The following is a 23,876-nucleotide window of genomic DNA, read 5'->3' as shown; positions in this document are numbered from 1 at the left end:
ATGCGCTGGAATCACACTGCTTTTTCATCCCGTTTTCCACTCACCGCAAACTCGCGCCTGGCCGAAAAGGAGTGGAGAATGCCGCCACGCGAATGGGCCATGGCCAAGGCCCAGTTCGCCATTCTCTTCGAAGACCGCCTCCGGGCCGCCTGAAAATCATGATCAATTCATCGCCCGTACACGAAATTCCGGACAGGCCCCCGGCACCTTTGGCCAACTCTTCGAGATTGGCTTTGGAGTACATCCCGGCATCGCCGACGAACAGCGTCCGCCCCAGGCGCATCTCGCGCAGATCGTCCTTGACCTTCTGCACGGTGGTGACATCAGGCGTATTGCCCGGGAATATCCACGAGCGGACCGGCACGCCTTCGCGGGTGACGGCAAGAGCAATCACAATCTGCGGGTCATTGTCCCGGCCCTCCTTGGAATGACCACGCTTTCGAAGCGGCTCGAACTGCAGCCCGCGCCACTCGTGACGGGCAACATCCTCCTCATCGGTCTCGAACCAGGCGGTGGTGGCATCATAAAAGACCAGATCCACATCCAGCTTGAACAGATCGACACTGTTCCAGAACACCTCGCGTTCGATGGCGTCGCCATGCTCGGCAAGAAGGTCGAGGGCCCGGTAAAGCTGCCCCAAGGCGAGATCCTTGGCCTCCGGCAGCCATACCCGCTCCAGAAAATCCTCATGACAGGCGAGCTTCGAACCCGGCCGTGCCAGACGCTGTACAACCATCGCCAGCAACGCCGCCAGATGCGGCGCTTTCAGTTTTTGGGTGGCGATCCTGGAGGTGATCGCCGCACCAATGCCCAACTGCTCCCACAGCGCCTTGACCACATGGACAACACCGAGCTCGAAAACCGCCTCGATCTCGATCCCGTCAGCGCTGCGGCCCTCGACCGCCGGCCCGCCGCTCTCCTCCACCAGAACCCGGCGGATGCTGGCCACCAGCCGCTTGAGCACCGCCCGGTCCAGCTTGTCGGCCCGGCCGAAGCTATGCACCACCCGGGCCTCGACATGGCCTTTTTCAGGATGGCGGCTGTTCTCGGCGAGTGCGAAGTAGCGCACCTCGCTGCCATCCTTGTTCCGCCGCCTGGTCGTTCGCAAGTACATGCCCACGACAATAGCATGCTTGAACGTCCCGAAAAGCCAGAAAACGTCAATTCGTGTGCCCACATGTTTTTCGACGAAAATCCACCACCGACGAAAACCAAATTCAACATTTTCAACAGCTTGCTGACGAAAATCACCGAGAAACCACGCCAAACATGCCCATTCACCGCAAACTCGGGCCAGAGAGAGCAGCACCCAAAACTTGGTAGCCGTGGCGCTCCCAGGCCGTGCGGGCGGCTGCCAGCGCCGTGCTTTTGCCTGCGCCCGCAAGTCCGACAACGGCAGAAATCTGCTCAGGGCCGAGAACATGGCGAATGGCCTGTTCCTGTTCGTTGCTCAGCCTCGCCCCGACGCGCTTTTCCAGAATGTCGTTCTGTTCCTTGATTGCAGCAGCGATGGTCCGGGTAGCTACGGCATGTTTATGTGTCGCCGCCATGCTATCGACGGCAGCGCTCAGCGTCTCTTCCGCCGCGCGGAACGATCTTGCCGTGAAACGCGGCTGCGGTTCCTGCTCGACCTCGATCAACTCTTTCGATTGCAGGACGTGATCGATGGCGAGCCGGAGCTTGAGGGGATCATCAATATGTTTGCTGAGCTCCCGCACGATATCGTTGCGGGTGAAGGTGTCCCGCGTGCGGGACAGCACCTCGATGATTCGCTCGGGGCGGCGACGAATGTCGCGGCTGTCATCTGCATCGCTTTCATCTTCGATGAATAGCGGCCGCCTCGGATCGATCGCCGGGAGCGGGCGATCTGAATCGAGTTCGACGTTTTGCAGATCATCACCAAGAGACCGTCCCAGGCTCTGGGTCTCGATGGATCGATGCAGGCGAAGTCGCCGCATCTCATGGCCCAGCGCCCGGCGCTCCTTGAGTTGCGCGGCGATCATCTGTTGCCGTTCGGTGATGTCCTGCTCGGCAAGCGCCTCATGGGCGGCAGCACACTCCTGCAGTCTCTTTTTGTGCTGGCCGGTGACCTTGTTCCAAATCCTGCGCCAACCGGCTCGCGCATCCGTCTGGAAACTTTCGGTCGTCTCGATCCGGCGTGCGGCCTGTGCTGCGCCAAGCTCCCGTCTGGCCCGCCGCTGGCAGTCGACGAGCGCGTCGCGCTTCGCTGCAAACGCGGCCAGCTTGCGTTCATGATCGGCATCGCCGGTTTCGGCCTTGTGCCGCGTCTCGTCGGAGAGCTCGACCTCGAACAGGGCGAGTGCCTCGTCAACACGGGGCAGATCGTCGGCCTCGCCAAGCCGCGCCCGCACGGCCTTGGCTTTCTCGCCGATCCAGCGGGAAATCGAATAGACTTCGCCATGGCGGTCGACGGCGACGAACCCGCGCCGGTCGCCTTTTGCCAGAATGAAGCCCTGTTCCTTCAGGGCGCGCGCGAAGGCCGCTTTCGAGTCGGAGCGTTCCCAGCACCGGCGGAAGAGAGCTTTCAGCTCCTTGGGATCTTGCTTGACCCGCTTGGCCTGCTGCCCCTCGGCATGGTCATAGTTGAGAGGATCGCGCTTAACGCTCTCTTCTAACCCTCGTGGCATGGTCCAGCCATGTTCAAGGAAGAGCTGGCGGGATATGTCGCGAAGCTTCAGCTTGAAGTGCGACAAATTGATGGCCTTCATGAGTTCGGCATCGATTCGCGACCAGACGCAGTGCGCGTGGCGGCGTCCTTCCTTTTCATGAAAGATCACGGCGCGCGGCTGGCCGTCGAGCCCGATTTTCGCTTCGATTTCAGCAATGGCGCGCTCGAATTCCTCGACCGGCACAATTTCGCCCGGCGGCGGGCTCAAGCTCAGCGAGAACAGGAATTGCTGGCATTTCGTGCCGAGACTGATCGCTTCCGCTTCTTTCATCGCGCCGGGGAGATCATCAGCAATGAAGCCGCGCAGCTCATGCAGTTCGATGTGATCGTTGTCGACATCGTTGAGGAGGTGGCGTGCAAGCTGAATCGCCCCGCCGCGCTGTGAGCCCTTGAGGATCATGGCCGGTCGTCGACCGTCCGGCCGAGCGCGTGCAGCAGCGACTTCCGCATGGCCGCGACATAGGCGTAGGCCTCCTCGATCTGCCTGTGCACGCCCTCGTCAAGGGCAAGTGTGCCGGTGTTGGCCTGATAGGCGAGCTGGTTGAGATTGTTCGCGATCCGCGACTGGCCAAGCATCGCGAGCGCCTGCGCCAGTTCGATCTCGCTCGCAACTGGCCGCCGGTCGCGCGGTCTCCGCCGCGCACTCCTGTCACCGAACACGCATCCCCGGACAAACGCGCTGACGGTCATCCCGGCGCTCATCCGTTCCAGCTTTGCAGCCTCCTCGTCGGTCAGCCGCAACGTGATCCGCACCGAACCGCGTCCCCGGCCGAGGCGGTAATTGTGTGCGGCCGTGGCGAACGGGTGAGCGGCGCCAGACAAATATTCTACCGGGCCACTCATAGCGAAGGCCCTCGCGGTACGAAGGTGGAAACAGCCGCAGGATGCCGGTCAGAACCGGTCTGGATGTCTTGGGATGGTGGCTCGTCCGTCGAATCATGTACAAGGGTGTCGAAGTCGATGTTTTCGGACTTGAGGTAGGCTTCCCACTTGGTCAAGGTGTCAAAAAGGGAGTTCGAGGTTGGTCCCCAAACGTCCACCAACAAAATCAAGCACATAGCTGTTATCCGCAAATCCCCAAAATCGCCCGTGTCGCCACCATGTCGCCACGCGGATGGAATTCGGGGGAATGTCGGGACATGAAAAACCCCGCCACCTTTCGATGACGGGGCGTGCTGGAACGGGATGGTTCAGGTCAGCGTTTCGAGCGCCCGATCCTGACCCGCTCGGTTCGGTCTTCATTCACTCGTCTGATGTAGGACCCTTTGGCCCCTCGGAGGAGTTCTTTTCTTGGGACTTTTGCGATTCCGTCGATGAGTCTCTCCGCCACCCCTTCGCGTATTTCTCCATAGCCAAGTCCCTCATCCGGTCCTCCTCGGGATCGCCTCCCAGCCACGAGGGGTGCACTGAGATCAGCCCCTTCGATGCTAGTGAACGCATCGCCTCCACTCGCCCCTCCACTTCCTCCGCTGAGCTTGCTCGAATTATCGTTCCGTCCTCTAGATAATGGGTAGTCATCTTCGAATTTCCTTTGTGGAATAGGTTTTTTCGGTTTCGAAGCCAACCCGCTACTCGCCCGTGCCGACCCACCGATTGTACCAGAATCGGCCCCTTCCATCACGCGTAATATGCACGTTTTTGTGTTGAACGGATACACACTTTTGTGCGAGCCTTGCTCCATGAAGACGCAGGAGTTCATTCGCAGGCTTCGCAAACTGGCCCGCAGGAAGGACGTGGAATTCCTGCTCGATAAATCGGCCGGTGCCGGTTCTCACGGTCGCGTCTGGTTCGACGGCCCCGCGTTTCAACGCTCATCGTCGACAAGCGCGAGCTGAAGAGCGGCACCATGCGAAGCATCTGTGAGCGGCTTGGCGTCGATCCCGACGAGCTGTAGGAGGCTGCCATGCGCTACCCCGCCCATTTCGAGCTCTGCGAGGAAGGCGGTTTCACCGTCACGTTCCGCGATGTTCCGGAAGCCGTCACCGAAGGCGACGACGAGAACGAGGCGCTGGCCAATGCTGCCGATGCACTGGCGACCGCGCTTGAAATCTACGCCGAAGACGGCCGCGACTGGCCCGCCGCCTCGAAGGCCCGGCGCGGCGAGCGCATGACAACGCTGGACGCCGTGACCACCCTGAAACTCGAACTCGCCCGCCTCGTCGCACGAGAGCAGATGCCGGTCGCCGAGCTGGCCCGCCGCATGGACTACAAATCCGAAACCGCGGCGCGGCGACTGCTCAGTCTGCGCCACACGACAAAGGCCGGAGAACTCGAACGGGCATTGTCACTGTTCGGCATGACTGCTGACGTGCAGGTGGTGGCCGCCTGAAATGCAAAATCGCCACCAGTCCGCCTGCAAGCCCCGTAGAGCGCGTTCGCCCCGATTCCGCCTTGCGATAGCACAAACGATGAAATCACGCCACGACAGCCGTTTCCGAGCGATTACGGGCCATGCCATACTTTTCACCGCTCACGCTTGTGTCTGTTCGGAGAGAGCGGGCGGCAAAGTCACTCGCTCGCCCTGACCTTCGCCAGTGCCGCTGCGAGTGCTTCGCTGGGGGCAACGCTGGCCTCGATCCGCTGCCGGTCGCAATACTTGTCCGGCGCGATGGCCTTCATGCGGAAGATTGCGAGAGTGTCGCTATAGGCCACATCGTAGACAGGCTCGCGGCGGTAGCCGGCTTCAAGCGCCTCTTCGCGCGTCTCGAACGGTGGTGCCTCGATCACATTGCCGTCGGGGGCGACCCACACGAATATCGGCTGGCCGTCGTGCGTCCGGATCTTGCGAATTCCCTCGATGGCACGTCGGCGGGTTTCCTCCTCGTAGACTTCGAGGGCGACGGCCTGCGCCTCCTCAAGCGCCTGCGTGAAGCCGGGTACATGCTCTTTCCAGTGATAGACAGTCGAGCGCGGCACATCGGCGATTTGCGCCGCCGCCTGAATGGTATGGCCCCGGATGATCGCATCGAGCACCGCCCTGCGTTCGGCTTCGGCCCGCGCCCGGCTCTTGCGGGTGTTCCTTTTGGGACAATGAGCGGGATGGGCTATCGTGTCAGCTGCGAGAGTCCGGCGGCAGATGCCGTTCGATGTCCATCGCGCCATACAGGACGCGGGCGACAATAAACCGGTCGCCCTGTTCATCCGTGAAACAGATCAGGATGTGCGAGCGTGCCCGCACCCGTTTCCATGGGCCGCGCAACGGTCTCGCCGTCGTCGGATCGCTCGCGGCGGCCCTGGCGGCATCGCGCAGATCACGCATGTAGGCTGCCGCAACGGATCAGCCCCACCGCTCGATCGAATAGCGGCGGATCTCCCGCAGTTCGGCAACGGCCCGGTTCGACCAGACCAGCTTCACCCCGCCTCTTCCATATCCTCGATCATGCGGTCGATATCGAAGGTCTCGTCGATCCCGCTCGCCATGCCTTCCTCGCCGAGCGCCACGAGCCTGTCGATGATCCGGCGCTCGGTTTCAAGCCGGCGCAACCCCTCGCGGCAGGCTTCGGAGATACTTTCGAAATGCCCCTCGGCGACGAGGCGCAAGGCGACTTCTTTTGTCGCTCCAAGAGTGACGGTCGTGTGGCCGGCGCGATTTGCAGTCATAATCCCCTCCTATGCGGACAGCCTGGCCCGCGCGCTCTCGGCGAGAAAGGCGGAACGGCTCATGCCACCGGCTTTCGCGGCCATGTCGATACGGGCGAGAAGTCCCTCATCCATCGTCACCTGGACACGCACCGACCGGCCGGGAACCTCCAGCGGCACGAGTGCCACCATGTCCGGCGGGTCGCACCAGTCGGGAACGGGCGCGCTGATATCGGCGGGTTCGGCAATCGCCTCCATATCCTCGACGTGCAGGGCGATCGCTTCGGCGGCCGCTTCGAGCGCGGCGCTTGCGGTATCACCGCAGGTGACGCAGCCCGGAAACTCCGGGAACACGACGCCGAAGGCGCCGTCATCGCCTCGATGGAGAAAAGCCCGGTAATGGCGAACGGCCATGAGATTGCCCCTTATGTCAGCTTCAGGCCGGATTGACGCTCGATCGACTTGAGCGTTCCCGCCGGCAGATCCTTTTTCGGATGCGGGAGCGTGACCGCGCCGGGCTTCGAGGGATGCCTGAGCTTGTGGTGCGAGCCGCGCACCGTGACGACTTCCCAGCCGTCTTCGCGCAGCAGCTTCAACACCCGGCGACTGTCCATCACACCTCCCGACTATGTGTATTGAATACACATCGCGAGGTATTGGGTCAAGGTTTTGTGTGTATGGAGTGTGTATTGAAGGGCATCACAGCCCGAGGCTCTGCTGGCCATCGCGTGGCGGCTGCGGGCGGGCCGGTTTCGATCCGGCACGGCGGTCAGCCATGGGCAGGCGCGGGCGTTCGCCGGCCAGCAGCTGTTCGACGATGATTGTAGCGCGATCAAGTACGGCATCGCCGCAACTGCGCTTGAAAAAGTACGGCAATAACGTACTATCTTTCCATGCAGATCGAGTTCGACTCCGACAAGGAACGCCAGAACGTGCGCAAGCACGGGCTCTCGCTGTCCCTCGGTGCGTCCGTACTCGCCGACCCGAACGTGCTCGAAGTGCTCGACCTGCGCTTCGACTATGGTGAGGAGCGGATCATCGCCTACGGCATGACATCGGGGGCGGTGTGTGTCTGTGCTTTCACGATGCGCGGCAATACTGCTCGCATCATCAGCGTGCGAAAGGCAGAGGAACGTGAAATCCGACGTTATTTCGAAGAACCTCGATAGAGCTGACGAGCCGTTGACCGATGAGGAGTTCGAGCGCGGCCGAACGGCGTTGCTGGCGCGGCGGGCGCGCGCGGCGACTGGATTGTCGCAGCAACTCTTCGCCGCGCGCTACGGCTTTTCGAGGGCGTCGGTGCGGGATTGGGAACAGGGGCGCCGGGTTCCTGCCCGCGCGGTTCGTTCCTATTTGCGGGTCGTGGCAAAGATGCCAGACCAGATCGCCGACGCCCTGAACGAGCCCGCCTGAGCCGTCATCCCTTCGCTGCGACCTGCATCAGCCGGGCGAAGCGTTCGACGGCGGCCTTGTGGCCGGAGCCGTGGCCGTTGAACCAGTCGGTGAGCGCGTTCGCCTGCGCCGGCGTCAGCCCGGCCTCGTGCATGGCCTTGGCGGCGGCGGCGGAGAACTCCGGGTCGGCACCCTCGCGCTCGGCGAGGCCGTAGCCTGCCGGATCGTCGGGGCGGCCGAGCGCCTTGTAGAACTCGTCCCATGCCTCGGCGTCGGCCTCGTCGGCCGGGCGCACCAGGCCGCGGCCAGCCTTGTCGGCGCCGAGGAAGGTCTCAAGGCTGCGATAGCCGCGCACGACGGCGGCGATATCCTTGTGCCCGGCCTTGCCCAGCCATTCGCGGTCGGCGTCGCCCAGCGCCTGCGCCCAGTCGGGCAGCGCGGGCGTGGCGGGATCGTCCGCCGGCGGCTGCGAGAGGGCCGCGGCGGCACTGTTGCCGGTCTCGGTTGCGTTATCCGGGTTTTCGGCCGGATTATTTGCGTTATCGGTTGTTGGTTCGAGGGTTTCGGTGGTCATGAGCAGGCGCGTTCCAGAACGTCTGTCGCCTACCAAAATGAGTCCATTTGGTAGTGGAAGTTTCATTGCAGATCAATCGTATAGAGCTTGTGTCGGGTCCGACGGACCGTCGGCGCTGGACGGATGAGTTCAAGGCACGGGTGGTGGCGGAAAGTCTGCGGCCGGGAGCGCGTGTGGCGGATGTTGCGCGGTGCCATATAGTCTTCGGCCGCAGCACCTTTCGCAATAGCGGCGTCAGGCGCGGGAGGAACGGTTGGTTCTGTCCGGCGATGAGATCGGCTTTGCGTCCTTGGTGATGGATGACGGGCCAGAGGGTGGCGCGGATGAGAATGAGCGCGCGACTGCTGGGCCCGAGCTCATCAAGATCGTGGCATCCAGCATAACGGTTCGATTACCGACGGACAGTGCGAGCCACCGGATTGCGAGGATAGCAGCGGCCCTGGTCCGGGAAGTTGGGCCTGGCGCGACCAGCCGCTTTGGACCGCATCGTCAGTTTGAACTCGTTTGAACCGACAGGTATCTTGATCGCATGTTGCATCAGATCACAGCCTTTCCGCTTCGCCCGACCCGTGTTCACGAGGCTTGCGGTTCCCTGGCGATTGCATTTGCTGCCGTATCGGCGGTGCAGGCGGGGGGATCCCTCCTCTGGGTTCGGGCGGGCTGGCGATCCGAGACGATCACCCCTGCGGGGCTGGGCAGTTATCTTGATCCGTCCCGGCTGTTGCTGGCGCAGGCGGCTGGTCAGACGGAAGTCCTGGCGGTTGCCGAGGAAGGGTTGCGTGATCGGGCGCTGCCGCTGGTGGTGATGGAACTGACCGCGCCGATCGGTCTGACCGCCGGACGCAGGTTGCAGCTGGCCGCGCAGGCCGGGCAGACGACCGGGTTGTGCCTGATCCCCGAAGGGATGGGCAGCCCGGCGGTCGAGACGCGATGGCGTTGCAGCCCGGTGGCGGACCCTGACCAGCGGAATGAAGACTCGACTCTGCAAATATGGCAACTTATAAAGAACAAATCAGGAACATTAGGTGCCTGGCATGTTCGATGGAATGCAGAAGCGCGTCGTCTCACTGTGGTTTCCCCGGCTGGCAAGTGACCGGGCCTTGCGCGCGCTGACGCTGGACGGGCCGTTCGCGCTGATGCTGAGGAACAGCAACACCGACCGGATCCATTGCCTGAATGCGGCGGCCGAACGGCAGGGGCTGTATCGTGGCATGATGTTTTCTGATGCCCGCGCGCTGTGCCCTGATCTGCACAGCCGCCCGGCGGATCTGAACGGAGATCGGCGCTTTCTTGGCGTCTTGCGGCGATGGGCTACGCGCTATTGCCCCTGGGTCGGGCTGGAAGGCGATGATGGGTTGGTGATGGACATCACCGGTTCGGCCCATTTGTCGGGGGGCGAGGCGGCAATGCTGGATGATCTGCGCCAGCGGCTGAGGCGTTCCGGGCTGACGGTACAGGTCGGGTTGGGCGATACGCGTGGTGCAGCCTGGGCGCTGGCCCGGCATGGCGAAGGTGTGGCCAGCCCGGGTGCGGCGCTGGCGGCGCTTGGCCCTTTGCCGGTGGCCGGGTTGCGGCTGGAGGCCGAAACCGTCACGGCGCTGCAAAGGCTGGGGCTACGCAGCATCGCGCAACTGGCCGATACGCCCCGTGCCCCGCTGGCACGTCGGTTCGGGCCGGGGCTGATGATACGGTTGGATCAGGCGCTTGGCGTGCAACCGGAACAGATCTCACCGCATGCCGAACCGCCGCATTACGGCGTGCGGCTTAGCCTGCCCGAGCCAATCGGACTGGAGACCGATGTGATGGCCGCCACCGGGCGCCTGTTGGATCGGCTGTGCGACAAGATGGCAAATCATGGCACCGGCGCGCGGGTGCTGAACCTGACCCTGCAGCGTGTCGACAGCCAGGCGCAGGATGTGGAACTGCGCCTGGCCCGGCCAATGCGCGATCCGGCCCGTATCCTGCCACTATTCGCGCGCGGAGTCGGCGAGGTCGATGCCGGATTTGGCATCGACCGGTTGCGACTTGAGGCCGTGCAGGTCGAGCCGCTCGAGATGCGGCAGATCGATCATGACAAGCCCCCCCCGTCGGACCGGACAGACGACCTGATCACCCGGATAGGAGTCCGCATCGGGCTGGAGAATGTGCAGCGTTTCCTGCCCGTTGACAGCAACATCCCCGAACGCAGCTTTGTCATCGTGCCCGCCGCCTGGTCCAGACCCGAGCCTTTCCCCTCAGCGCCGCGCCCGCGTCCGCTGATCCTGTTCCCCCCCGAACCCATTGCGGCCGCTGGCCCGCATCCGCCGTCCCAATTCCGTTGGCGGCGGATGAGCATGGCCACCCTGAACGCCACAGGCCCCGAACGGATCGCGCCGGAATGGTGGCTTGACGATCCGAACTGGCGCAGCGGGGTCCGCGATTACTGGCGCGTGCAGACCCGGCAGGGCCGCCGGCTATGGTTGTTCCATACGCCGCAAGCCCCCGGCTGGTTCGTACAGGGGGAGTTCGCATGATCGAGATCAACCACGAACACCGCCCGGGCGAAGCTGCAAGGCGCGAATGGGCGTGGCAGGCTTGTGGCTATGCCGAACTCTGTGTCACCACGAATTTCACTTTCCTGACCGGTGCCTCGCATCCCGAGGAACTGGTCACGCGGGCGGCTGATCTGGGCCTTGCCGCCATCGCCATCACCGATCGCAATTCGCTGGCCGGAGTGGTCAGGGCCCATGCTGCGCTGAAAGGACTGCAGCGCGAGACGGATGAAGCCGTACGGATCCGTTCTCAACATCGAATCGACACCTGTTCGCGGCAGGAAATCAGCACTCCGAACGATATCGCCCGCCCCAAGAAGCCGCACCTTCCCCGGCTGATTGTGGGTTGTCGGCTGATCCTGCGCGACAGTGGGGTCGAATGGCTGGCCCTGCCCACGGACCTGACCGCTTACCAACGCCTGACCCGGTTGCTGACCCTGGGCAAGAGGCGCGCGAAAAAGGGCGAATGCCACCTGGATCTGGCCGATCTGCCGGAGGGCTGCATCGGCATGATCCTGATCGCACTGCCGCAAGGCGGGCTGGATCAGGCCGCAGGCGATATTCAACGCATCCAGCGCCGCTTTCCCGGCCATGTCTTTCTGGGCGCCGCGCCGCGCTATGACGGTTCGGATCAGGCCTGGCTGAAGGCCTGCGCGCAGATGGCCTTGCGCTGTGCGACCCCGATGGTTGCGGTGGGCGATGTGCTGATGCACCGCGCCAGCCGACGGCCCCTTGCCGATGTGCTGACTTGCATGCGCGAGGGCTGCACCATCGACAATATCGGCACCCGGGCCTTGCCGAATGCCGAAAGGCGGCTGAAAGGCCGCGCGGATATGGAACGGGTCTTCCGCAACTATCCGGCCGCCCTGCGCCGCACGCTGGAGATCGCCTCGCGCTGCTCCTTTTGCCTCGGCGAGCTCAGCTATCAATATCCCGACGAAATTGCGTCAGGAGGCGAAACACCGATGGACCGTCTGACCCGGCTGGCGCAGGCAGGTCTTGTCCGTCGCTACCCGAATGGCGCACCGGACAGACCGCGGCAACTGATGGCCAAGGAACTGGCTGTGGTAGCCGAACTGGATTTCCCGGCCTATTTCCTGACCGTCCATGATATCGTCCAATATGCGCGCAGCCAGGGGATCCTGTGTCAGGGGCGCGGGTCGGCGGCCAATTCGATCCTGTGTTACCTCCTGGGCATCACCGATGTTTCGCCCGACATGATCGGCATGGTGTTCGAACGGTTCGTGTCCCGCTATCGCGGCGAGCCGCCCGATATAGACGTGGATTTCGAACATGAGCGCCGCGAAGAGGTGATCCAGTGGATTTATGAAAAATACGGCCGTCATCGCGCCGGGCTTTGCGCGACCGTGATCCATTTCCGGTCCCGCGCCGCGATCCGCGAGGTGGGCAAGGTCATGGGCCTGTCGCAGGATATCATCGCTGGTCTGTCGGGGCAGATCTGGGGCTATTCCAGCGATGGCCCCGATATGGACCGCGTACGCGAACTGGGCCTGAACACCAATGACCGCCGGCTTGCCCAGACTTTGCGTCTGATCGGCGAACTGATCGGTTTTCCCCGCCATCTGTCCCAGCATGTCGGCGGTTTCGTCATCACCAAGGGGCGTCTGGACGAGCTGTGCCCCATCGAGAACGCCGCGATGGAGGATCGGACCGTCATCGAGTGGGACAAGGACGATATCGACACGCTTGGCATCCTCAAGGTCGATGTGCTGGGGCTGGGGATGCTGACCTGCATCCGCAAGGCGTTTGACCTGCTGGATGAACATGAGGGGCAGCGCCTGACGCTGGCCACCATCCCGCCCGAGGATCCGGAAACCTACAGGATGTTGCAGGTGGCCGATGCGGTGGGAGTATTTCAGGTCGAAAGCCGGGCGCAGATGAATTTCCTGCCCCGGATGAAGCCACGCGAATTCTATGACCTGGTGATCGAGGTCGCCATCGTCCGCCCCGGCCCGATTCAGGGCGGCATGGTCCAGCCCTATATCCGCCGCCGTCAGGGGCTTGAGAAACCCGAACCCTTCGGCCCGGAACTGGAACAGGTTACACGCCGCACGCTTGGCGTGCCGCTGTTTCAGGAGCAGGCCTTGCAGATCGCCGTGGTTGGCGCAGGCTATACCGCGGAAGAGGCCGATCACCTGCGCCGCGCGCTGGCATCGTTCCGGCGCATGGGCACGATTGGCGAACATCGCCACAAGTTCATCAACGGCATGCTGACGCGCGGCTACAGCACCGAAGTCGCTGCGCGCTGCTTTTCCCAGATTGAGGGTTTTGCCGATTACGGTTTCCCCGAAAGCCACGCGGCGGCCTTCGCGCTGCTGGTCTATGTCTCGGCCTGGCTGAAGCGCCATCATCCGGCGGTCTTTGCCTGCGCGCTGCTGAATTCGCAGCCCATGGGGTTCTATGCCCCGGCCCAGATCGTCCGCGACGCGCGCGATCATCAGGTCGAGATCCGCCCGATCTGCGTCAATTCCAGCGCGTGGGATCATGCGCTGGAACGCCGGGCCGATGGCATGCTGGCGCTGCGGCTCGGGTTCCGCCAGATCAAGGGGTTTCGCGAAGATGACGCTGACTGGATCGCAGCAGCGCGGGGCAATGGCTATCCCGACCCGGAATCCGTCTGGCTGCGTGCGGGTATCTCGCCCGCCGTGCTGGAACGCCTGGCCGAGGCCGACGCCTTTGCCGCCATGGGCCTGACCCGCCGCGACGCACTGTGGCAGGTGCGCGCCATTCGTGGTCAGATGCCGCTGCCCCTGTTCCGTGACCCCATCGACGGCGAAGCCATCGCCGAACCACGGGTCAACCTGCCGGCCATGCATCTGGGGGAAGAGGTGGTGGAAGATTATGTAGCCACCCGCCTGACCCTGCGCGCCCACCCGATGGAACTGCTGCGCCCTTCGATGCCGGGCCTGACCACGCATGACAAGCTGATCGAGGCACCCTTGCAACGTACTACCGTCTGCGGTCTTGTCATTACCCGTCAGCGGCCCGGCACGGCCTCGGGCGTGGTCTTCCTGACGCTCGAGGACGAAACCGGTGTCAGCAATGTGGTGGTCTGGAACAAGGTCTTCGAACGCTTCCGCCGCGAGGTCATGGGTGGCCGGCTACTGCGCACAACCGGCCGTCTGCAGCGCGAAGGCATCGTGACACATCTTATTGCCGAACGAATTGAGGATGTATCCCACCGCCTTGCCGATCTGGGCCACCCGATGAGTGATGCCATCGACCAGGCCACGACCCGGACCGACAGTGCACCATCAAGACCGCTGCCCACTCCCCGCGCCATGCATCCGCGTGACCAAGCCAAGCGATTATTCCCAAGCCGGGACTTTCATTGAGCATAGCCGCGCATTGACGAGATGCCCAATTGCTGACGGGTTGCCATGCTCGCAGGGGGTACCCATTTTACAATCGCAACGCGCAGACGCGCAATTTTCGTGGGCAACAGAAAAATTGCAGAATGAGTGGTGCAGTGGTTCACTGCATTGGAATCATTCACAGCCTGCGCGGCCGCAGGCGGAAACGGCCTCGGCCCAAAGCTGGTCGCGATCCGCTTTCAACGCGGCGATGTTGATCCTTTCAACGCGAACGGGCCAGAAACGGCAGTTGCCTGACCCCTTGCTGGCAAACAAGAATTTCCCATAATGTATACTTCCCTGACAGAACGATCATCGCCCATGGTGGCCAGTATGAACAGTTCTTCGGAAAAGCGTTGCAGGGGATCATCCGTGACGATCGCCTCCATCCGATGGGCCATGGCGGGTGTCGCATAAGTGTCGAGGACAACCAGGTCGGCAATACTGCCTGCTGCCAGAGTTCCGATTTCGGAGTCGAGCCCGAGGGCTTTCGCGTTGCCGGCCGTCATCATGTGGAACATTTCAAAGGCTGGCAGGTTCTGTCCCTGCAATTGCAAAACCTTATACGCTTCCGCCGCCGTGCGCAGCATCGAGTAGCTTGTCCCCCCACCGATATCGGTGGCAAGTGTCACAACCATGCCAGCGTCGACAAGCTTGCGGCGATTGAACAGCCCGGAGCCGATGAAAAGGTTCGATGTCGGGCAGAAGGCGGCAATCGAGCCGGTCGCCGCAAGCCGGGAGCACTCTTCGGCATCCAGATGGATGCAGTGACCGAAGATCGAGCGCTCACCGAGCAGACCGTAATGGTCATACACGTTTGTATAATTTTTTGACCAAGGGAACAGCTCGGCAATTGTCTCGATCTCGCGAAGGTTCTCGGACAGGTGCGTTTGCAGATAGCATTGCGGATATTCGCGCAACAGCGCTGCCGCAACCTCAAGCTGGGCTTCTGTCGAGGTGATGGCAAAGCGCGGAGTGATGGCATAGAGCTGCCTCCCCCGGCCATGCCATCGTCCGATGAGGGCAGCGCTCTCGTCATGGGCTCGCTCCGGGGTATCGAGAAGGCCATCCGGTGCGCCCCTGTCCATCATCACCTTGCCGGCGATCATGCACGTGCCGCGTCGCTCACTCTCGGCGAAAAACGCTTCCGCCGATTGGACATGACTCGTGCAGTACACGCAGGCGGTCGTCGTCCCGTTGCGCAGCAGCTCGTCGAAGAAAAAGCGGGCGACATACCTGGCATGGGCTTCGTCGGAGAATCGCTGTTCCTCCACGAATGTATAACGCTGAAGCCAGTCCAGCAGTTGAGCGCCGTAGGAGCCGATCACCTGGGTCTGCGGGTAATGCAGATGGGTGTCGATAAACCCCGGCATGATCAACAGATCGCCATGGTCGTCGACTTCCACCCCTCCTGGAATGTCGATGTTCTGCCCGATGGCGGCAATCCGGCCATCCTCGACGAGCAACGTTCCCCTTTCGATCAGCAACGGCCTTTCGGGACCGTCTCCAAAGGATACCAAACGCCCGCGCATCGCCCTCGACGTCATTTCACGGGCGCTCCCGCATCGAGCCATGCGGCCAGCACGCGCCGCTCGTCGTCGTCGATCCCGGTAACATTGCCGGGCGGCATGGCATGGGTGCGCACCGCCTGCACCCCGATGGCATGTCGATGCAACCTGATGTCATTCCGCGTCTCAAGATAAACCCCCTTGGGCGCGACATGAATGCCTTCCCAGAGCGGTTCGCGGGCGTGGCACATGGAGCAACGTGACGCCACGACCAGTTCCACGTCATCCATGCTTGCCGATGCCGGTTCACTATCATCCCCGACGAGTTCTCCCGGAGGTGGCAATGTCGACAAAACGATGATGGCCACCATGCCTGCGATCGCGACACCGACTGTCCACCATGGAGTCGGCAGTCCCCTGTGCCTGGTGTTGAAGAAATGACGGATGACGGCACCCATCACGAGCACGATGGCCAGCATCAGCCACATCCACGGGCTGGCAAAGACCAGCGGATAATGATTGCCGATCATCACGAAGATAACCGGCAATGTGAGATAGTTGTTGTGTAGAGAGCGCTGCTTGGCTTCCTGGCCGAGCTTCGGATCGGGTGCCTCGCCGGCCTTGAGGGCCGCGACGACCTTGCGCTGGTTGGGAATGATGACGTGGGCGACATTGGCGACCATCATGGTGCCGATCAGGGCACCGATCTGCATGAATGCACCGCGACCGCTGAAGACATGCTGGAAGATGACCGACAACACCACGAGGAAGACGAAGCCTACGGCCGCCAGCGCCACATCGTTGCGCCCGAGCGGCGATTTGCACAACACATCATAGACCACCCAACCGGCACCAAGCCCGACAAGGCTGATGACTATGGACGTCGCGGGCGAAATATCGAGCACGCTGCGGTCGACGAGATAGAGTTCGGCCGAGAAGTAATAGACGATGATCATCATGGCAAAGCCGGAAAGCCAGGTGGTATAGGCTTCCCATTTGAACCAGGTCAGCTCCTCCGGCATTCTGGCCGGCGCCACCATGTACTTGACCATGTTGTAGAAACCGCCTCCATGGACCTGCCACGCTTCGCCGCCCGCACCTTCGGGCAAACCCGGCCTCTTGCGCAGGCTGAGATCAAGATGCACGAAATAGAATGAGCTGCCGATCCAGGCGATCCCCGCGATCACGTGCAGCCAGCGTACCCCCATGCTCAACCATTCGAACAGGATCGCATCCATTTCCAACGCTCCCTCGTCCAGCAGCACAGCCATCGGCTCTTCATCGTTACGCTGTTAGCCGGACTGCAACACGGTGACCAACCATGGATCAGGCTTAGGACTTTCAAACCATCCCGAAAAGTCCGAGACTTCGCGGCATGTCACTGCTTGAGAATATCCGTCTGTTCATGGCCGTGGTCGAGGTCGGTTCGATGTCCGGAGCCGGCCGCCGCCATCGCGTGTCGCCAGCCGTGGTCAGCCACCGGATGATGCAGCTCGAACAGCATCTGGGCGTGCGCCTGCTCAACCGCACGACCCGCAAGGTGCAGGTTACGGAGCATGGCCGGATATTCTACGAGTCGAGTACGGATGTCATCGCGGCGCTGGATGCCGCCGAAGCGAGCGTCAGCGAAGCCGGCACGAGACCCTCCGGCAATCTTCGCGTCACCGCACCCTTGAGCTTCGGGCGCCGCTTCCTGCCCAGGATGATCGCCGGATTTCGCTCGATCTATCCCGAGGTCGCGGTACGCCTGCGCCTGTCCGATCACCTGCTGGACCTGCTGGGTGAGGGAGTGGACCTTGCCATTCGACTGGGAAATCTTGAGGATTCCAGCCTGATCCAGCGCAAGATTGCCGATTGCGAGCGGATCCTGTGCGCCTCGCCGGACTATCTCGACCGGCACGGAGTACCCGGTGACCCGGATGAACTGATGCAGCACCAGTGCCTGCTCCTTCGCTTTCCGGGCTCACGTCAATTCCGCTGGACACTGCAGACGGCGGAGGGCCCGAGAACCCTGCCGGTGCAAGGCGCGCTCGATGCCGATGATGGCGATACACTGACGGAATGGGCCTTGCTGGGACTGGGAATTGTCCTGAAGCCCGTGTTCGAGGTGGCCGAACATCTCCAGAACGGGAGGCTGGTACCCATTCTGCCCGACCTGCCGCCGGAGCCCGTCACGCTGGCCGTGCTCTGTCCGCACCGTCACCTGCTGCCGGCCAAGGTTCGGGTGTTCGCCGACTATGTCGTGGAACATGGTCCTCCATGGATCGACAGGACGGCCGCCGAAGAACGGGCTATGATTGGACAATCACCATCGGGCGAGGAACTGTCATGATCTCATGCGTCATTCACGGTGCAAAGGACCTGCGACTTGAGGAACGGACTCCGGCTCGACCCGGTCCCGGCCAGGTCAGCCTGCAACTGGCGGCCGGCGGCATCTGCGGCAGCGACCTGCACTATTACAAGAGTGGCGCGGTGGGTGAGATCGTCCTGCGCGAGCCCCTGGTGCTGGGACATGAGATGGCCGGGGTCATCGATGCCGTCGGAGACGGTGTGGAAGACCTCCATGCGGGGATGAGAGTGGCGGTAAACCCGTCACGCCCATGCAATGCCTGTCGATATTGCCTGGCCGGCAAGCGCAATCATTGCGAACGGATGCTGTTCAATGGTTCGGCGATGTACATGCCGCATACACAGGGGTTGTTCGAGGAACTGACGCTGGTCGAGGCGCGACAGTGCCGGCCGGTGAACGATGATCTGCCCCTGTCGCTGGCAGCGCTGGCCGAGCCCTTCGCCGTCACCCTGCATGCGGTCAATCGCGCCGGTCCCATCCTCGGCAAGACGGTGATGATAACCGGAGCCGGACCGATCGGCTGTCTGGCCGTTGCCGCAGCCCGCCTTGCCGGAGCCAGCCGCATCATCGCCACCGATCTGATGGCAGCCCCACTGGAAACGGCACGAATGCTCGGCGCGGATGAGGTGATCGACCTTTCACGGGATGCCGACACCCTTGGAGCCTTGGGACACGGCAAGGGCAGTGTCGATGTCGTGATCGAATGTTCGGCTTCACTGAAGGCGCTTGAAGCGGCCGTGACGGCGACGGCCCCTCGCGGCGTGATCGTACAGGTGGGAGCTCTCCCGGGCGGGCCGCAACCGATTCTGGGCAACCGTATCATGGCCAAGGAGATCGACCTTCGCGGATCCTTCCGCTTCGATCCGGAGTTCGACGCGGCACTGGCGCTGATGGCGGCGGGCAGGGTCGACCTGACACCGCTCCTGAGCCACAGTCTGCCCCTTGGTCGGGCGCACGAAGCCTTCGAACTGGCCCTTGACCGCAACCGTGCCATGAAGGTGCAGTTGGTCGCCTGACCTGCCTGGCCGCATTCGTGGACGTGGAGCGCGACGAATGCGGCTTCATGGCGACTTTCAGAGCCTGTCGATCATCGCCTTTGTGATGAGACAAATGCCCTTGTCGGAGCGGCGGAAACGCTCGGCATCGAGCTTGGGGTCCTCGCCGACGACAAGCCCCTCGGGAATGCGCACACCTCGATCCACCACCACATTGCGCAGCCTTGCGCCACGTTCGACAACAACCTGCGGCAAAACCACTGCACCTTCGAGCATGCAATAGGAGTTTACACGAACTCCGGTGTGCAACAGCGAGCGCTTCAGACCGGCACCGGAAACGATACAACCGCCCGAGACCAGTGAGGCCACGGCCAGCCCTCGCCTGCCCTCCTCGTCATGAACGAATTTGGCCGGCGGAGTAATTTCTGCATAGGTCCAGATCGGCCAGTCCGTATCATAGAGATCAAGTGCAGGGGTAACCGATGTCAGGTCGATATTCGCCTCCCAATAGGCGTCGATTGTCCCCACGTCCCGCCAGTAGGCTTCCTTTTCTTCCGGGCTCTTGATGCAGCTTTCGGTGAACCTGTGCGCCACAGCCTTGCCGCCCTGGACAATGGCAGGAATGATATTGTGGCCGAAATCGTGGTTCGAATCGGGATTTTCCGCATCTTCACACAGGCGTTCGAACAGGAACTTGGTGGAGAACACGTAGATCCCCATGCTGGCGAGCGCCATGTCAGGCTTGTCAGGCATACCGGGCGGGTCGGCAGGCTTTTCGAGGAACGAAATGATGCGGTCGTCGTCATCGACATGCATCACACCGAAACCCGTCGCCTCCATGCGCGGAACTTCGAGACAACCGACAGTGACATCCGCACCGGTCGCCTCGTGCTGTTGCAGCATGAGTTCGTAATCCATCTTGTAGATGTGATCACCGGCCAGCACGATGATGTGATTGACACCGTAGGCATCGATGATGTCGATATTCTGATAGACGGCATCCGCCGTGCCTTCGTACCACTGCGTTTCCGACACACGCTGGCTTGCCGGCAGGATGTCGAAGCTCTCGTTCCGCTCGGGCCGAAGGAAATTCCAGCCCCGCTGCAGATGGCGTATGAGCGAATGGGCCTTGTACTGGGTCGCGACACCGATCCGCCTGATACCCGAATTGATGGCATTGGACAGGGCAAAGTCGATAATCCGGGTCTTGCCACCGAAATAGACGGCAGGCTTGGCCCGGATGTCCGTCAGTTCCCTCAGCCGCGACCCCCGACCGCCAGCAAGTACATAGGCCATCGAGTTACGAGCAAGAATGGAGCCCCTCGGATCGCGGGTCGTCATGCGTTCCCCCTGTACGAACGTTCATTGTCGCTGCGGTCAGTCTGGCCAAAAGCATGAAAACAAGCAAACATCATTCGCACATGTACACTCGGCGCAAACCGGCCGAAGTAAGCCAGCGGAAAAACCATTGCTGTTCATGTGGGCATGACCCGGCAGCAGGCGACCTTCAATTCCCCTGCTCTCCTTGTGTCCGCCAAGCCATCGAAACGCCGAACCCGGATACGAGCCGCTGTACAGCGCTTCGCGCCGACATTTCGGGATGAAGACGAGATGGTATCTGCAGTCCCAACGCGGTGACCAAGGCGCCGACATGCGTCAGCACCGGCGTTCCTTCCGCAGGCATGGCGGCAAGCAAAAAAGGCCCGGAGATGGACTAATGTCGGGTGGAAATCCATGGATGGTGGGCGCGACTGGGATTGAACCAGTGACCCCTACGATGTCAACGTAGTGCTCTCCCGCTGAGCTACGCGCCCGACGTCTCGTGATCTAGGACAATCTCACGCAGGTTTCAAGCGATCAGATCCAATGTGATGTCCTTTCTTTCGCGGGCGGCATCTTCGAGTGTCGCGACAAGGCGGTCGTAGTCGGCTCCCATGGTCGTTCGCGCCCGATCCGTCGGGCGCCAATGGATCGTCAGGGGCCCCTTGACGTCACCCGTCAGCACATCGAACAGCGCATCGAGACTGCCGCTGAAATGAGCGGGAAAGTCGAGATCACGGGCGAGGCGCCTCATGACCGCGCGCTTGCTGCGCTGCCGGCCATCCAGACGGGAGATCTTCATTTCGGCACCTCGTAGAATGTATCGTAGTGGTCGATCGTGACAAAGACCAGACCGTCACTGGAAAAGACCAGCCGCTTGGCCCCCCGTCGTCCGCAATCGAAGTCGAGATCGGCCTCCGTCCAGCGCCGTCCCCGGTGATCCGGCAGGCGGCCCTCGCGATTGCCAAATCGATCGCCGCCGATGCTGTGCCCCGGCGCGCTGTCACACAGATCCTCGCCCGGATCCCAGCCCATCCGGCGCGCTTCGTTCTTGGTAAGATAGCGATCCGGCAAATGTCCGCTATCGCGGATACTCTCCACAGCCTGGACAAAACCATCAATGTCATGGAGGCCCATCAGCATGGCGAAATTGCGGACCTCCTGCGTTCCCGCCTGCGCGAAACCGGCGGTCAACATGATGAGCAGTGCAAAAAGGCGGACGAATTGACGCATCGCTACTCCCTGTCCGAGGTCGCCGAACCTTGCTCCCACGTACAAACCAGCCTAGCAGGCCGGCAACGATGAAGCGAATCGCGGGAATTCACGCTGCAACGAAAGGGCCGCCGATGCAGGACGGGAGGTTGATGCTGGAATGGGGCCTTGGGGGTCTGCACGCCTTGAAGGGGCGCACCCAGGTGTTGGTCGTCGTCGACGTGTTGTCCTTCACCACTTGCGTCGATGTTGCTGTATCCCGAGGCGCATGCATCTACCCCTTCGCCCATCGCGACCACGCACTTGCCGAGGCCGAGGCCAGCCGCCTCGGAGCCGTGGCGGCCAGACCGCGCCACCTCGCGGGAAACGGTTTCAGCCTGTCGCCCCGGAGCCTCCACCAGGCGACACCGGGACAACGCATCATCCTCCCCTCGCCCAACGGTTCGAGGCTTAGTGCCGCAGCCGGTTCGACGACGCTGTTCGCAGGCTGCCTGCGCAATGCGAGGGCTACGGCCGTGGCCGCGCATCGCATGGCCGGCGACGATATGATCGCGGTGATCGCTGCCGGCGAACGATGGCCGGACGATACCCTGCGCCCCTCCATTGAAGACCTTCTCGGAGCAGGGGCCATCCTCGACCATCTGGCGGATCTTCGTGGTCAAATGGCCGGCAGCGCCGAAGCCCGTCTGGCCATGACCTGCTGGCGTGCAATGTCGATGACTGCAGCCGACACCATCCGTCAATCGCACTCCGGGCGCGAGTTGCAGGCAATGGGCTATCCGGATGATGTCGAAATGGCTGTTGCGGTGGATGTCAGCAAAACTGCCGCCCTGCTGTGCGATGGTACCTTTTTCGCCTGTCACTCATGATCGCCGGTCACACGCGTTCAAGCGCGTGGCTGATCGGTGTGGCGTTGCGGATGGTCTGATAAACGACACAATAGCGCTCGGTCAGCCTGATCAGGGTGTCTATACGATCCTGTGGCGCCGGACTGGTGACCTGGAAAATCAACCGTACTTCCGCGAAACCCACCGGTGCCTCGCGGTCGACCCCGAGCGTCCCCTTGAAGTCGAGATCGCCCTCCGCACGCACGATCGCGTGCTCAAGCTCGATTTCCAGTGCTGTCGCCACGGCGGACAGGGTCACACCCGCGCAGGCGACCAGCGCTTCGAGCAGCATGTCGCCGGAACAGGCATGGATCCCGCTGCCGCCCGTGGCAGGATGCAGCCCGGCCTCCACCAAAGCGCGCCCCGTCTGGACCGAGCAGGAAACGTCCTCGCCGACCACGCCTTCCGCCGTCAATGTTATGATGGCCGCCGACGGATCGTCACGATAAAGCGCCTTGAACGGCGCCTGCAGGGTCTTGAGTGTCTGCGCATCCATGATGACCGCCCTCATTGCCGTGACATCGACTGAATAGCCGATGACGATACCACCGCACAGCCATAGAATCGGGGACAGCTACCCTGAGATGTCCCTCACCGGGACGAACTCCACGTTTCAGGACTCTCACCACCCGACACCGTTCGAGGATGCCCGCATGCCTGCCCTGCCTTCTGAAAGTTTTGCTACCCGCCTCATCCGGCGATCCGGCACCCATTGGCACGCCTATACCCATCATCGCTTCGTCTGCGGGCTGGCTTCGGGCGAGTTGCCGATGGCTTGCTTTCGCCACTATCTCGTTCAGGACTACCTGTTTCTCGTGCATTTCAGCCGGGCCTGGGCCCTGGCCGCATTCAAGGCCGGCGAGATCGAGGAAATCCGCGCCTGCGCAACCGTGATGCATGGACTGATCCACGACGAAATGCGCCTGCATGTCGACTATTGCCACCAATTCGGACTGAGTGAGAACGAAATGGCAGCGACACCCGAAGAACCGGCGAACATGGCCTATACCCGCTTCGTCATGGAACGCGGTCTGTCGGGAGATCTTCTGGACCTGCTTACGGCACTGGCACCGTGCGTTGTCGGCTATGGTGACATCGGTCAGCGACTTGCCCGCGATCCGGCCACCCGGCGCGATGGCAATCCCTACTCGGCCTGGATCACCATGTATTCGGGGGACGAATATGGCAGCATCGTCGAAGCGAGTGTCAACCAGCTCGACCGGGTGGCCGGTATGCGGCTTGGCGCGGTCGACGATGCTCATCCGCGCATGGCCGGACTACAGGCGACATTCGACGCTGCGACAAGGCTGGAAATCGGCTTCTGGGACATGGCCATGCAGCCATTCGAATGATTTCTCCTGACGTGAAAAAACATCACTGGCAGAATTCAACCATCCAGAGATTTGATTGAAGGTTGTTGCAACCAATGGGTTTTTCTCATACCGTATTTCAATACCCACGGTAG

At 62.2% G+C, this 23,876-nt stretch carries 27 protein-coding genes, 1 tRNA gene and 1 pseudogene; 12 read left to right on the top strand and 17 right to left on the bottom strand.

Annotated features, from left to right (window positions below):
* Positions 1–40: 40 nt before the first annotated feature.
* From H6851_07320 to mobC, 3 genes are all read right to left on the bottom strand, one after another.
* Positions 41–1,177: an IS1634 family transposase gene (locus tag H6851_07320; GenBank protein MCB9943415.1), complete on the bottom strand. Its 1,137-nt coding sequence runs from the start codon at positions 1,175–1,177 to the stop codon at positions 41–43.
* A 100-nt stretch (positions 1,178–1,277) separates the two neighbouring features.
* Complete coding sequence (locus H6851_07315; protein ID MCB9943414.1) at positions 1,278–3,089, bottom strand: AAA family ATPase; 1,812 nt, start codon at positions 3,087–3,089, stop codon at positions 1,278–1,280.
* The gene (gene mobC, locus H6851_07310) at positions 3,086–3,379 is read right to left on the bottom strand and encodes a plasmid mobilization relaxosome protein MobC (GenBank protein ID MCB9943413.1); all 294 of its coding nucleotides are present in this window, start codon (positions 3,377–3,379) and stop codon (positions 3,086–3,088) included. The genes H6851_07315 and mobC overlap by 4 nt, the downstream gene beginning before the upstream one ends.
* A 989-nt stretch (positions 3,380–4,368) precedes the next feature.
* On the opposite strand from mobC, the gene H6851_07305 reads away from it, so the two are divergent.
* Together H6851_07305 and H6851_07300 are read left to right on the top strand one after the other, a co-directional pair.
* Positions 4,369–4,524 carry a hypothetical protein gene (locus tag H6851_07305; protein MCB9943412.1) on the top strand — a complete coding sequence of 52 codons (156 nt, stop codon included), beginning with the start codon at positions 4,369–4,371 and terminating at the stop codon, positions 4,522–4,524.
* A gap of 68 nt (positions 4,525–4,592) precedes the next feature.
* Positions 4,593–5,018: a type II toxin-antitoxin system HicB family antitoxin gene (locus H6851_07300; protein ID MCB9943411.1), complete on the top strand. Its 426-nt coding sequence runs from the start codon at positions 4,593–4,595 to the stop codon at positions 5,016–5,018.
* Between the two features lie 179 nt (positions 5,019–5,197).
* Here the strand turns inward: H6851_07300 and H6851_07295 are convergent, their stop codons facing one another.
* The 6 genes from H6851_07295 to H6851_07270 form a co-directional block, all read right to left on the bottom strand.
* Complete coding sequence (locus tag H6851_07295; GenBank protein ID MCB9943410.1) at positions 5,198–5,662, bottom strand: hypothetical protein; 465 nt, start codon at positions 5,660–5,662, stop codon at positions 5,198–5,200.
* A 79-nt stretch (positions 5,663–5,741) separates the two neighbouring features.
* Positions 5,742–5,948, bottom strand: coding sequence for a hypothetical protein (locus tag H6851_07290; protein MCB9943409.1), 207 nt, complete (start codon positions 5,946–5,948; stop codon positions 5,742–5,744).
* A gap of 92 nt (positions 5,949–6,040) precedes the next feature.
* Complete coding sequence (locus H6851_07285) at positions 6,041–6,289, bottom strand: type II toxin-antitoxin system ParD family antitoxin (GenBank protein MCB9943408.1); 249 nt, start codon at positions 6,287–6,289, stop codon at positions 6,041–6,043.
* Between the two features lie 9 nt (positions 6,290–6,298).
* A complete protein-coding gene (locus tag H6851_07280) occupies positions 6,299–6,682 on the bottom strand; it encodes a type II toxin-antitoxin system HicB family antitoxin (GenBank protein MCB9943407.1) in 384 nt (127 codons plus the stop codon).
* An 11-nt stretch (positions 6,683–6,693) separates the two neighbouring features.
* Complete coding sequence (locus H6851_07275) at positions 6,694–6,882, bottom strand: type II toxin-antitoxin system HicA family toxin (protein ID MCB9943406.1); 189 nt, start codon at positions 6,880–6,882, stop codon at positions 6,694–6,696.
* Between the two features lie 85 nt (positions 6,883–6,967).
* Positions 6,968–7,144, bottom strand: coding sequence for a hypothetical protein (locus tag H6851_07270; protein ID MCB9943405.1), 177 nt, complete (start codon positions 7,142–7,144; stop codon positions 6,968–6,970).
* A gap of 17 nt (positions 7,145–7,161) precedes the next feature.
* Between H6851_07270 and H6851_07265 the strand changes: the two genes are divergently transcribed.
* Both H6851_07265 and H6851_07260 read left to right on the top strand, forming a co-directional pair.
* A complete protein-coding gene (locus tag H6851_07265; protein MCB9943404.1) occupies positions 7,162–7,437 on the top strand; it encodes a BrnT family toxin in 276 nt (91 codons plus the stop codon).
* Positions 7,418–7,681: a helix-turn-helix domain-containing protein gene (locus H6851_07260; GenBank protein ID MCB9943403.1), complete on the top strand. Its 264-nt coding sequence runs from the start codon at positions 7,418–7,420 to the stop codon at positions 7,679–7,681. The genes H6851_07265 and H6851_07260 overlap by 20 nt, the downstream gene beginning before the upstream one ends.
* A 4-nt stretch (positions 7,682–7,685) precedes the next feature.
* Here H6851_07260 and H6851_07255 read toward each other — a convergent pair whose 3' ends face one another.
* Positions 7,686–8,234, bottom strand: a complete 549-nt coding sequence (locus tag H6851_07255; GenBank protein MCB9943402.1) for a hypothetical protein — start codon at positions 8,232–8,234, stop codon at positions 7,686–7,688.
* Positions 8,235–8,287: 53 nt separating this feature from the next.
* Here H6851_07255 and H6851_07250 point away from each other — a divergent pair.
* The 4 genes and pseudogenes from H6851_07250 to H6851_07235 all read left to right on the top strand — a co-directional run bounded on the left by H6851_07250 (position 8,288) and on the right by H6851_07235 (position 14,121).
* Positions 8,288–8,463: pseudogene (locus H6851_07250) on the top strand (transposase).
* 300 nt (positions 8,464–8,763) lie between these two features.
* The gene (locus H6851_07245) at positions 8,764–9,327 is read left to right on the top strand and encodes a hypothetical protein (GenBank protein MCB9943401.1); all 564 of its coding nucleotides are present in this window, start codon (positions 8,764–8,766) and stop codon (positions 9,325–9,327) included.
* A complete protein-coding gene (locus H6851_07240) occupies positions 9,269–10,747 on the top strand; it encodes a DNA polymerase Y family protein (protein MCB9943400.1) in 1,479 nt (492 codons plus the stop codon). Before H6851_07245 ends, H6851_07240 begins: the two co-directional genes overlap by 59 nt.
* A complete protein-coding gene (locus H6851_07235) occupies positions 10,744–14,121 on the top strand; it encodes an error-prone DNA polymerase (GenBank protein MCB9943399.1) in 3,378 nt (1,125 codons plus the stop codon). The genes H6851_07240 and H6851_07235 overlap by 4 nt, the downstream gene beginning before the upstream one ends.
* A gap of 218 nt (positions 14,122–14,339) precedes the next feature.
* Here the strand turns inward: H6851_07235 and guaD are convergent, their stop codons facing one another.
* On the bottom strand, positions 14,340–15,686 hold the full coding sequence (guaD, locus tag H6851_07230; protein ID MCB9943398.1) for a guanine deaminase: 1,347 nt from the start codon (positions 15,684–15,686) through the stop codon (positions 14,340–14,342).
* Positions 15,683–16,891 (bottom strand): urate hydroxylase PuuD, encoded by a 1,209-nt coding sequence (locus H6851_07225; GenBank protein MCB9943397.1) that lies wholly within the window; start codon positions 16,889–16,891, stop codon positions 15,683–15,685. Before H6851_07225 ends, guaD begins: the two co-directional genes overlap by 4 nt.
* Before the next feature lie 131 nt (positions 16,892–17,022).
* Here H6851_07225 and H6851_07220 point away from each other — a divergent pair, with 131 nt between their 5' ends.
* Positions 17,023–17,979, top strand: a complete 957-nt coding sequence (locus H6851_07220) for a LysR family transcriptional regulator (GenBank protein ID MCB9943396.1) — start codon at positions 17,023–17,025, stop codon at positions 17,977–17,979.
* Complete coding sequence (locus H6851_07215) at positions 17,976–19,013, top strand: L-idonate 5-dehydrogenase (GenBank protein MCB9943395.1); 1,038 nt, start codon at positions 17,976–17,978, stop codon at positions 19,011–19,013. The genes H6851_07220 and H6851_07215 overlap by 4 nt, the downstream gene beginning before the upstream one ends.
* A 57-nt stretch (positions 19,014–19,070) precedes the next feature.
* Here the strand turns inward: H6851_07215 and glgC are convergent, their stop codons facing one another.
* From glgC to H6851_07195, 4 genes are all read right to left on the bottom strand, one after another.
* Positions 19,071–20,333 (bottom strand): glucose-1-phosphate adenylyltransferase, encoded by a 1,263-nt coding sequence (gene glgC / locus H6851_07210; protein MCB9943394.1) that lies wholly within the window; start codon positions 20,331–20,333, stop codon positions 19,071–19,073.
* Positions 20,334–20,731: 398 nt separating this feature from the next.
* A tRNA-Val gene (locus H6851_07205) sits at positions 20,732–20,806 on the bottom strand.
* Positions 20,807–20,841: 35 nt separating this feature from the next.
* Positions 20,842–21,114, bottom strand: a complete 273-nt coding sequence (locus tag H6851_07200; GenBank protein ID MCB9943393.1) for a barstar family protein — start codon at positions 21,112–21,114, stop codon at positions 20,842–20,844.
* Entirely contained in the window at positions 21,111–21,545 is a 435-nt protein-coding gene (locus H6851_07195) for a hypothetical protein (GenBank protein ID MCB9943392.1), read from the bottom strand. Before H6851_07195 ends, H6851_07200 begins: the two co-directional genes overlap by 4 nt.
* A 131-nt stretch (positions 21,546–21,676) precedes the next feature.
* Between H6851_07195 and H6851_07190 the strand changes: the two genes are divergently transcribed.
* A complete protein-coding gene (locus H6851_07190) occupies positions 21,677–22,393 on the top strand; it encodes a 2-phosphosulfolactate phosphatase (protein ID MCB9943391.1) in 717 nt (238 codons plus the stop codon).
* Between the two features lie 7 nt (positions 22,394–22,400).
* On the opposite strand, the gene H6851_07185 is transcribed toward H6851_07190, so the two are convergent.
* Positions 22,401–22,907, bottom strand: coding sequence for an OsmC family protein (locus H6851_07185; GenBank protein MCB9943390.1), 507 nt, complete (start codon positions 22,905–22,907; stop codon positions 22,401–22,403).
* A 157-nt stretch (positions 22,908–23,064) separates the two neighbouring features.
* On the opposite strand from H6851_07185, the gene tenA reads away from it, so the two are divergent.
* The gene (gene tenA, locus H6851_07180) at positions 23,065–23,763 is read left to right on the top strand and encodes a thiaminase II (GenBank protein MCB9943389.1); all 699 of its coding nucleotides are present in this window, start codon (positions 23,065–23,067) and stop codon (positions 23,761–23,763) included.
* The last annotated feature ends 113 nt before the right edge of the window (positions 23,764–23,876 follow it).

Source organism: Geminicoccaceae bacterium, from assembly GCA_020638465.1.
In the GTDB taxonomy this organism is placed as follows: domain Bacteria; phylum Pseudomonadota; class Alphaproteobacteria; order Geminicoccales; family Geminicoccaceae; genus JAGREO01.
This window is presented reverse-complemented; position numbering and strand designations above follow the sequence as displayed.

Coding starts and splice junctions, on each gene's coding strand:
- tenA (MCB9943389.1), top strand. CDS start 23,065: ATGCCTGCCCTGCCTTCTGAAAGTTTTGCTACCCGCCTCATCCGGCGA.
- H6851_07300 (MCB9943411.1), top strand. CDS start 4,593: ATGCGCTACCCCGCCCATTTCGAGCTCTGCGAGGAAGGCGGTTTCACC.
- glgC (MCB9943394.1), bottom strand. CDS start 20,333: ATGACGACCCGCGATCCGAGGGGCTCCATTCTTGCTCGTAACTCGATG.
- mobC (MCB9943413.1), bottom strand. CDS start 3,379: ATGACCGTCAGCGCGTTTGTCCGGGGATGCGTGTTCGGTGACAGGAGT.
- H6851_07200 (MCB9943393.1), bottom strand. CDS start 21,114: ATGAAGATCTCCCGTCTGGATGGCCGGCAGCGCAGCAAGCGCGCGGTC.
- H6851_07280 (MCB9943407.1), bottom strand. CDS start 6,682: ATGGCCGTTCGCCATTACCGGGCTTTTCTCCATCGAGGCGATGACGGC.
- H6851_07185 (MCB9943390.1), bottom strand. CDS start 22,907: ATGGATGCGCAGACACTCAAGACCCTGCAGGCGCCGTTCAAGGCGCTT.
- H6851_07240 (MCB9943400.1), top strand. CDS start 9,269: ATGTTCGATGGAATGCAGAAGCGCGTCGTCTCACTGTGGTTTCCCCGG.
- H6851_07305 (MCB9943412.1), top strand. CDS start 4,369: ATGAAGACGCAGGAGTTCATTCGCAGGCTTCGCAAACTGGCCCGCAGG.
- guaD (MCB9943398.1), bottom strand. CDS start 15,686: ATGACGTCGAGGGCGATGCGCGGGCGTTTGGTATCCTTTGGAGACGGT.
- H6851_07235 (MCB9943399.1), top strand. CDS start 10,744: ATGATCGAGATCAACCACGAACACCGCCCGGGCGAAGCTGCAAGGCGC.
- H6851_07285 (MCB9943408.1), bottom strand. CDS start 6,289: ATGACTGCAAATCGCGCCGGCCACACGACCGTCACTCTTGGAGCGACA.
- H6851_07265 (MCB9943404.1), top strand. CDS start 7,162: ATGCAGATCGAGTTCGACTCCGACAAGGAACGCCAGAACGTGCGCAAG.
- H6851_07190 (MCB9943391.1), top strand. CDS start 21,677: ATGCTGGAATGGGGCCTTGGGGGTCTGCACGCCTTGAAGGGGCGCACC.
- H6851_07290 (MCB9943409.1), bottom strand. CDS start 5,948: ATGCGTGATCTGCGCGATGCCGCCAGGGCCGCCGCGAGCGATCCGACG.
- H6851_07220 (MCB9943396.1), top strand. CDS start 17,023: ATGTCACTGCTTGAGAATATCCGTCTGTTCATGGCCGTGGTCGAGGTC.
- H6851_07315 (MCB9943414.1), bottom strand. CDS start 3,089: ATGATCCTCAAGGGCTCACAGCGCGGCGGGGCGATTCAGCTTGCACGC.
- H6851_07255 (MCB9943402.1), bottom strand. CDS start 8,234: ATGACCACCGAAACCCTCGAACCAACAACCGATAACGCAAATAATCCG.
- H6851_07215 (MCB9943395.1), top strand. CDS start 17,976: ATGATCTCATGCGTCATTCACGGTGCAAAGGACCTGCGACTTGAGGAA.
- H6851_07245 (MCB9943401.1), top strand. CDS start 8,764: ATGTTGCATCAGATCACAGCCTTTCCGCTTCGCCCGACCCGTGTTCAC.
- H6851_07195 (MCB9943392.1), bottom strand. CDS start 21,545: ATGCGTCAATTCGTCCGCCTTTTTGCACTGCTCATCATGTTGACCGCC.
- H6851_07275 (MCB9943406.1), bottom strand. CDS start 6,882: ATGGACAGTCGCCGGGTGTTGAAGCTGCTGCGCGAAGACGGCTGGGAA.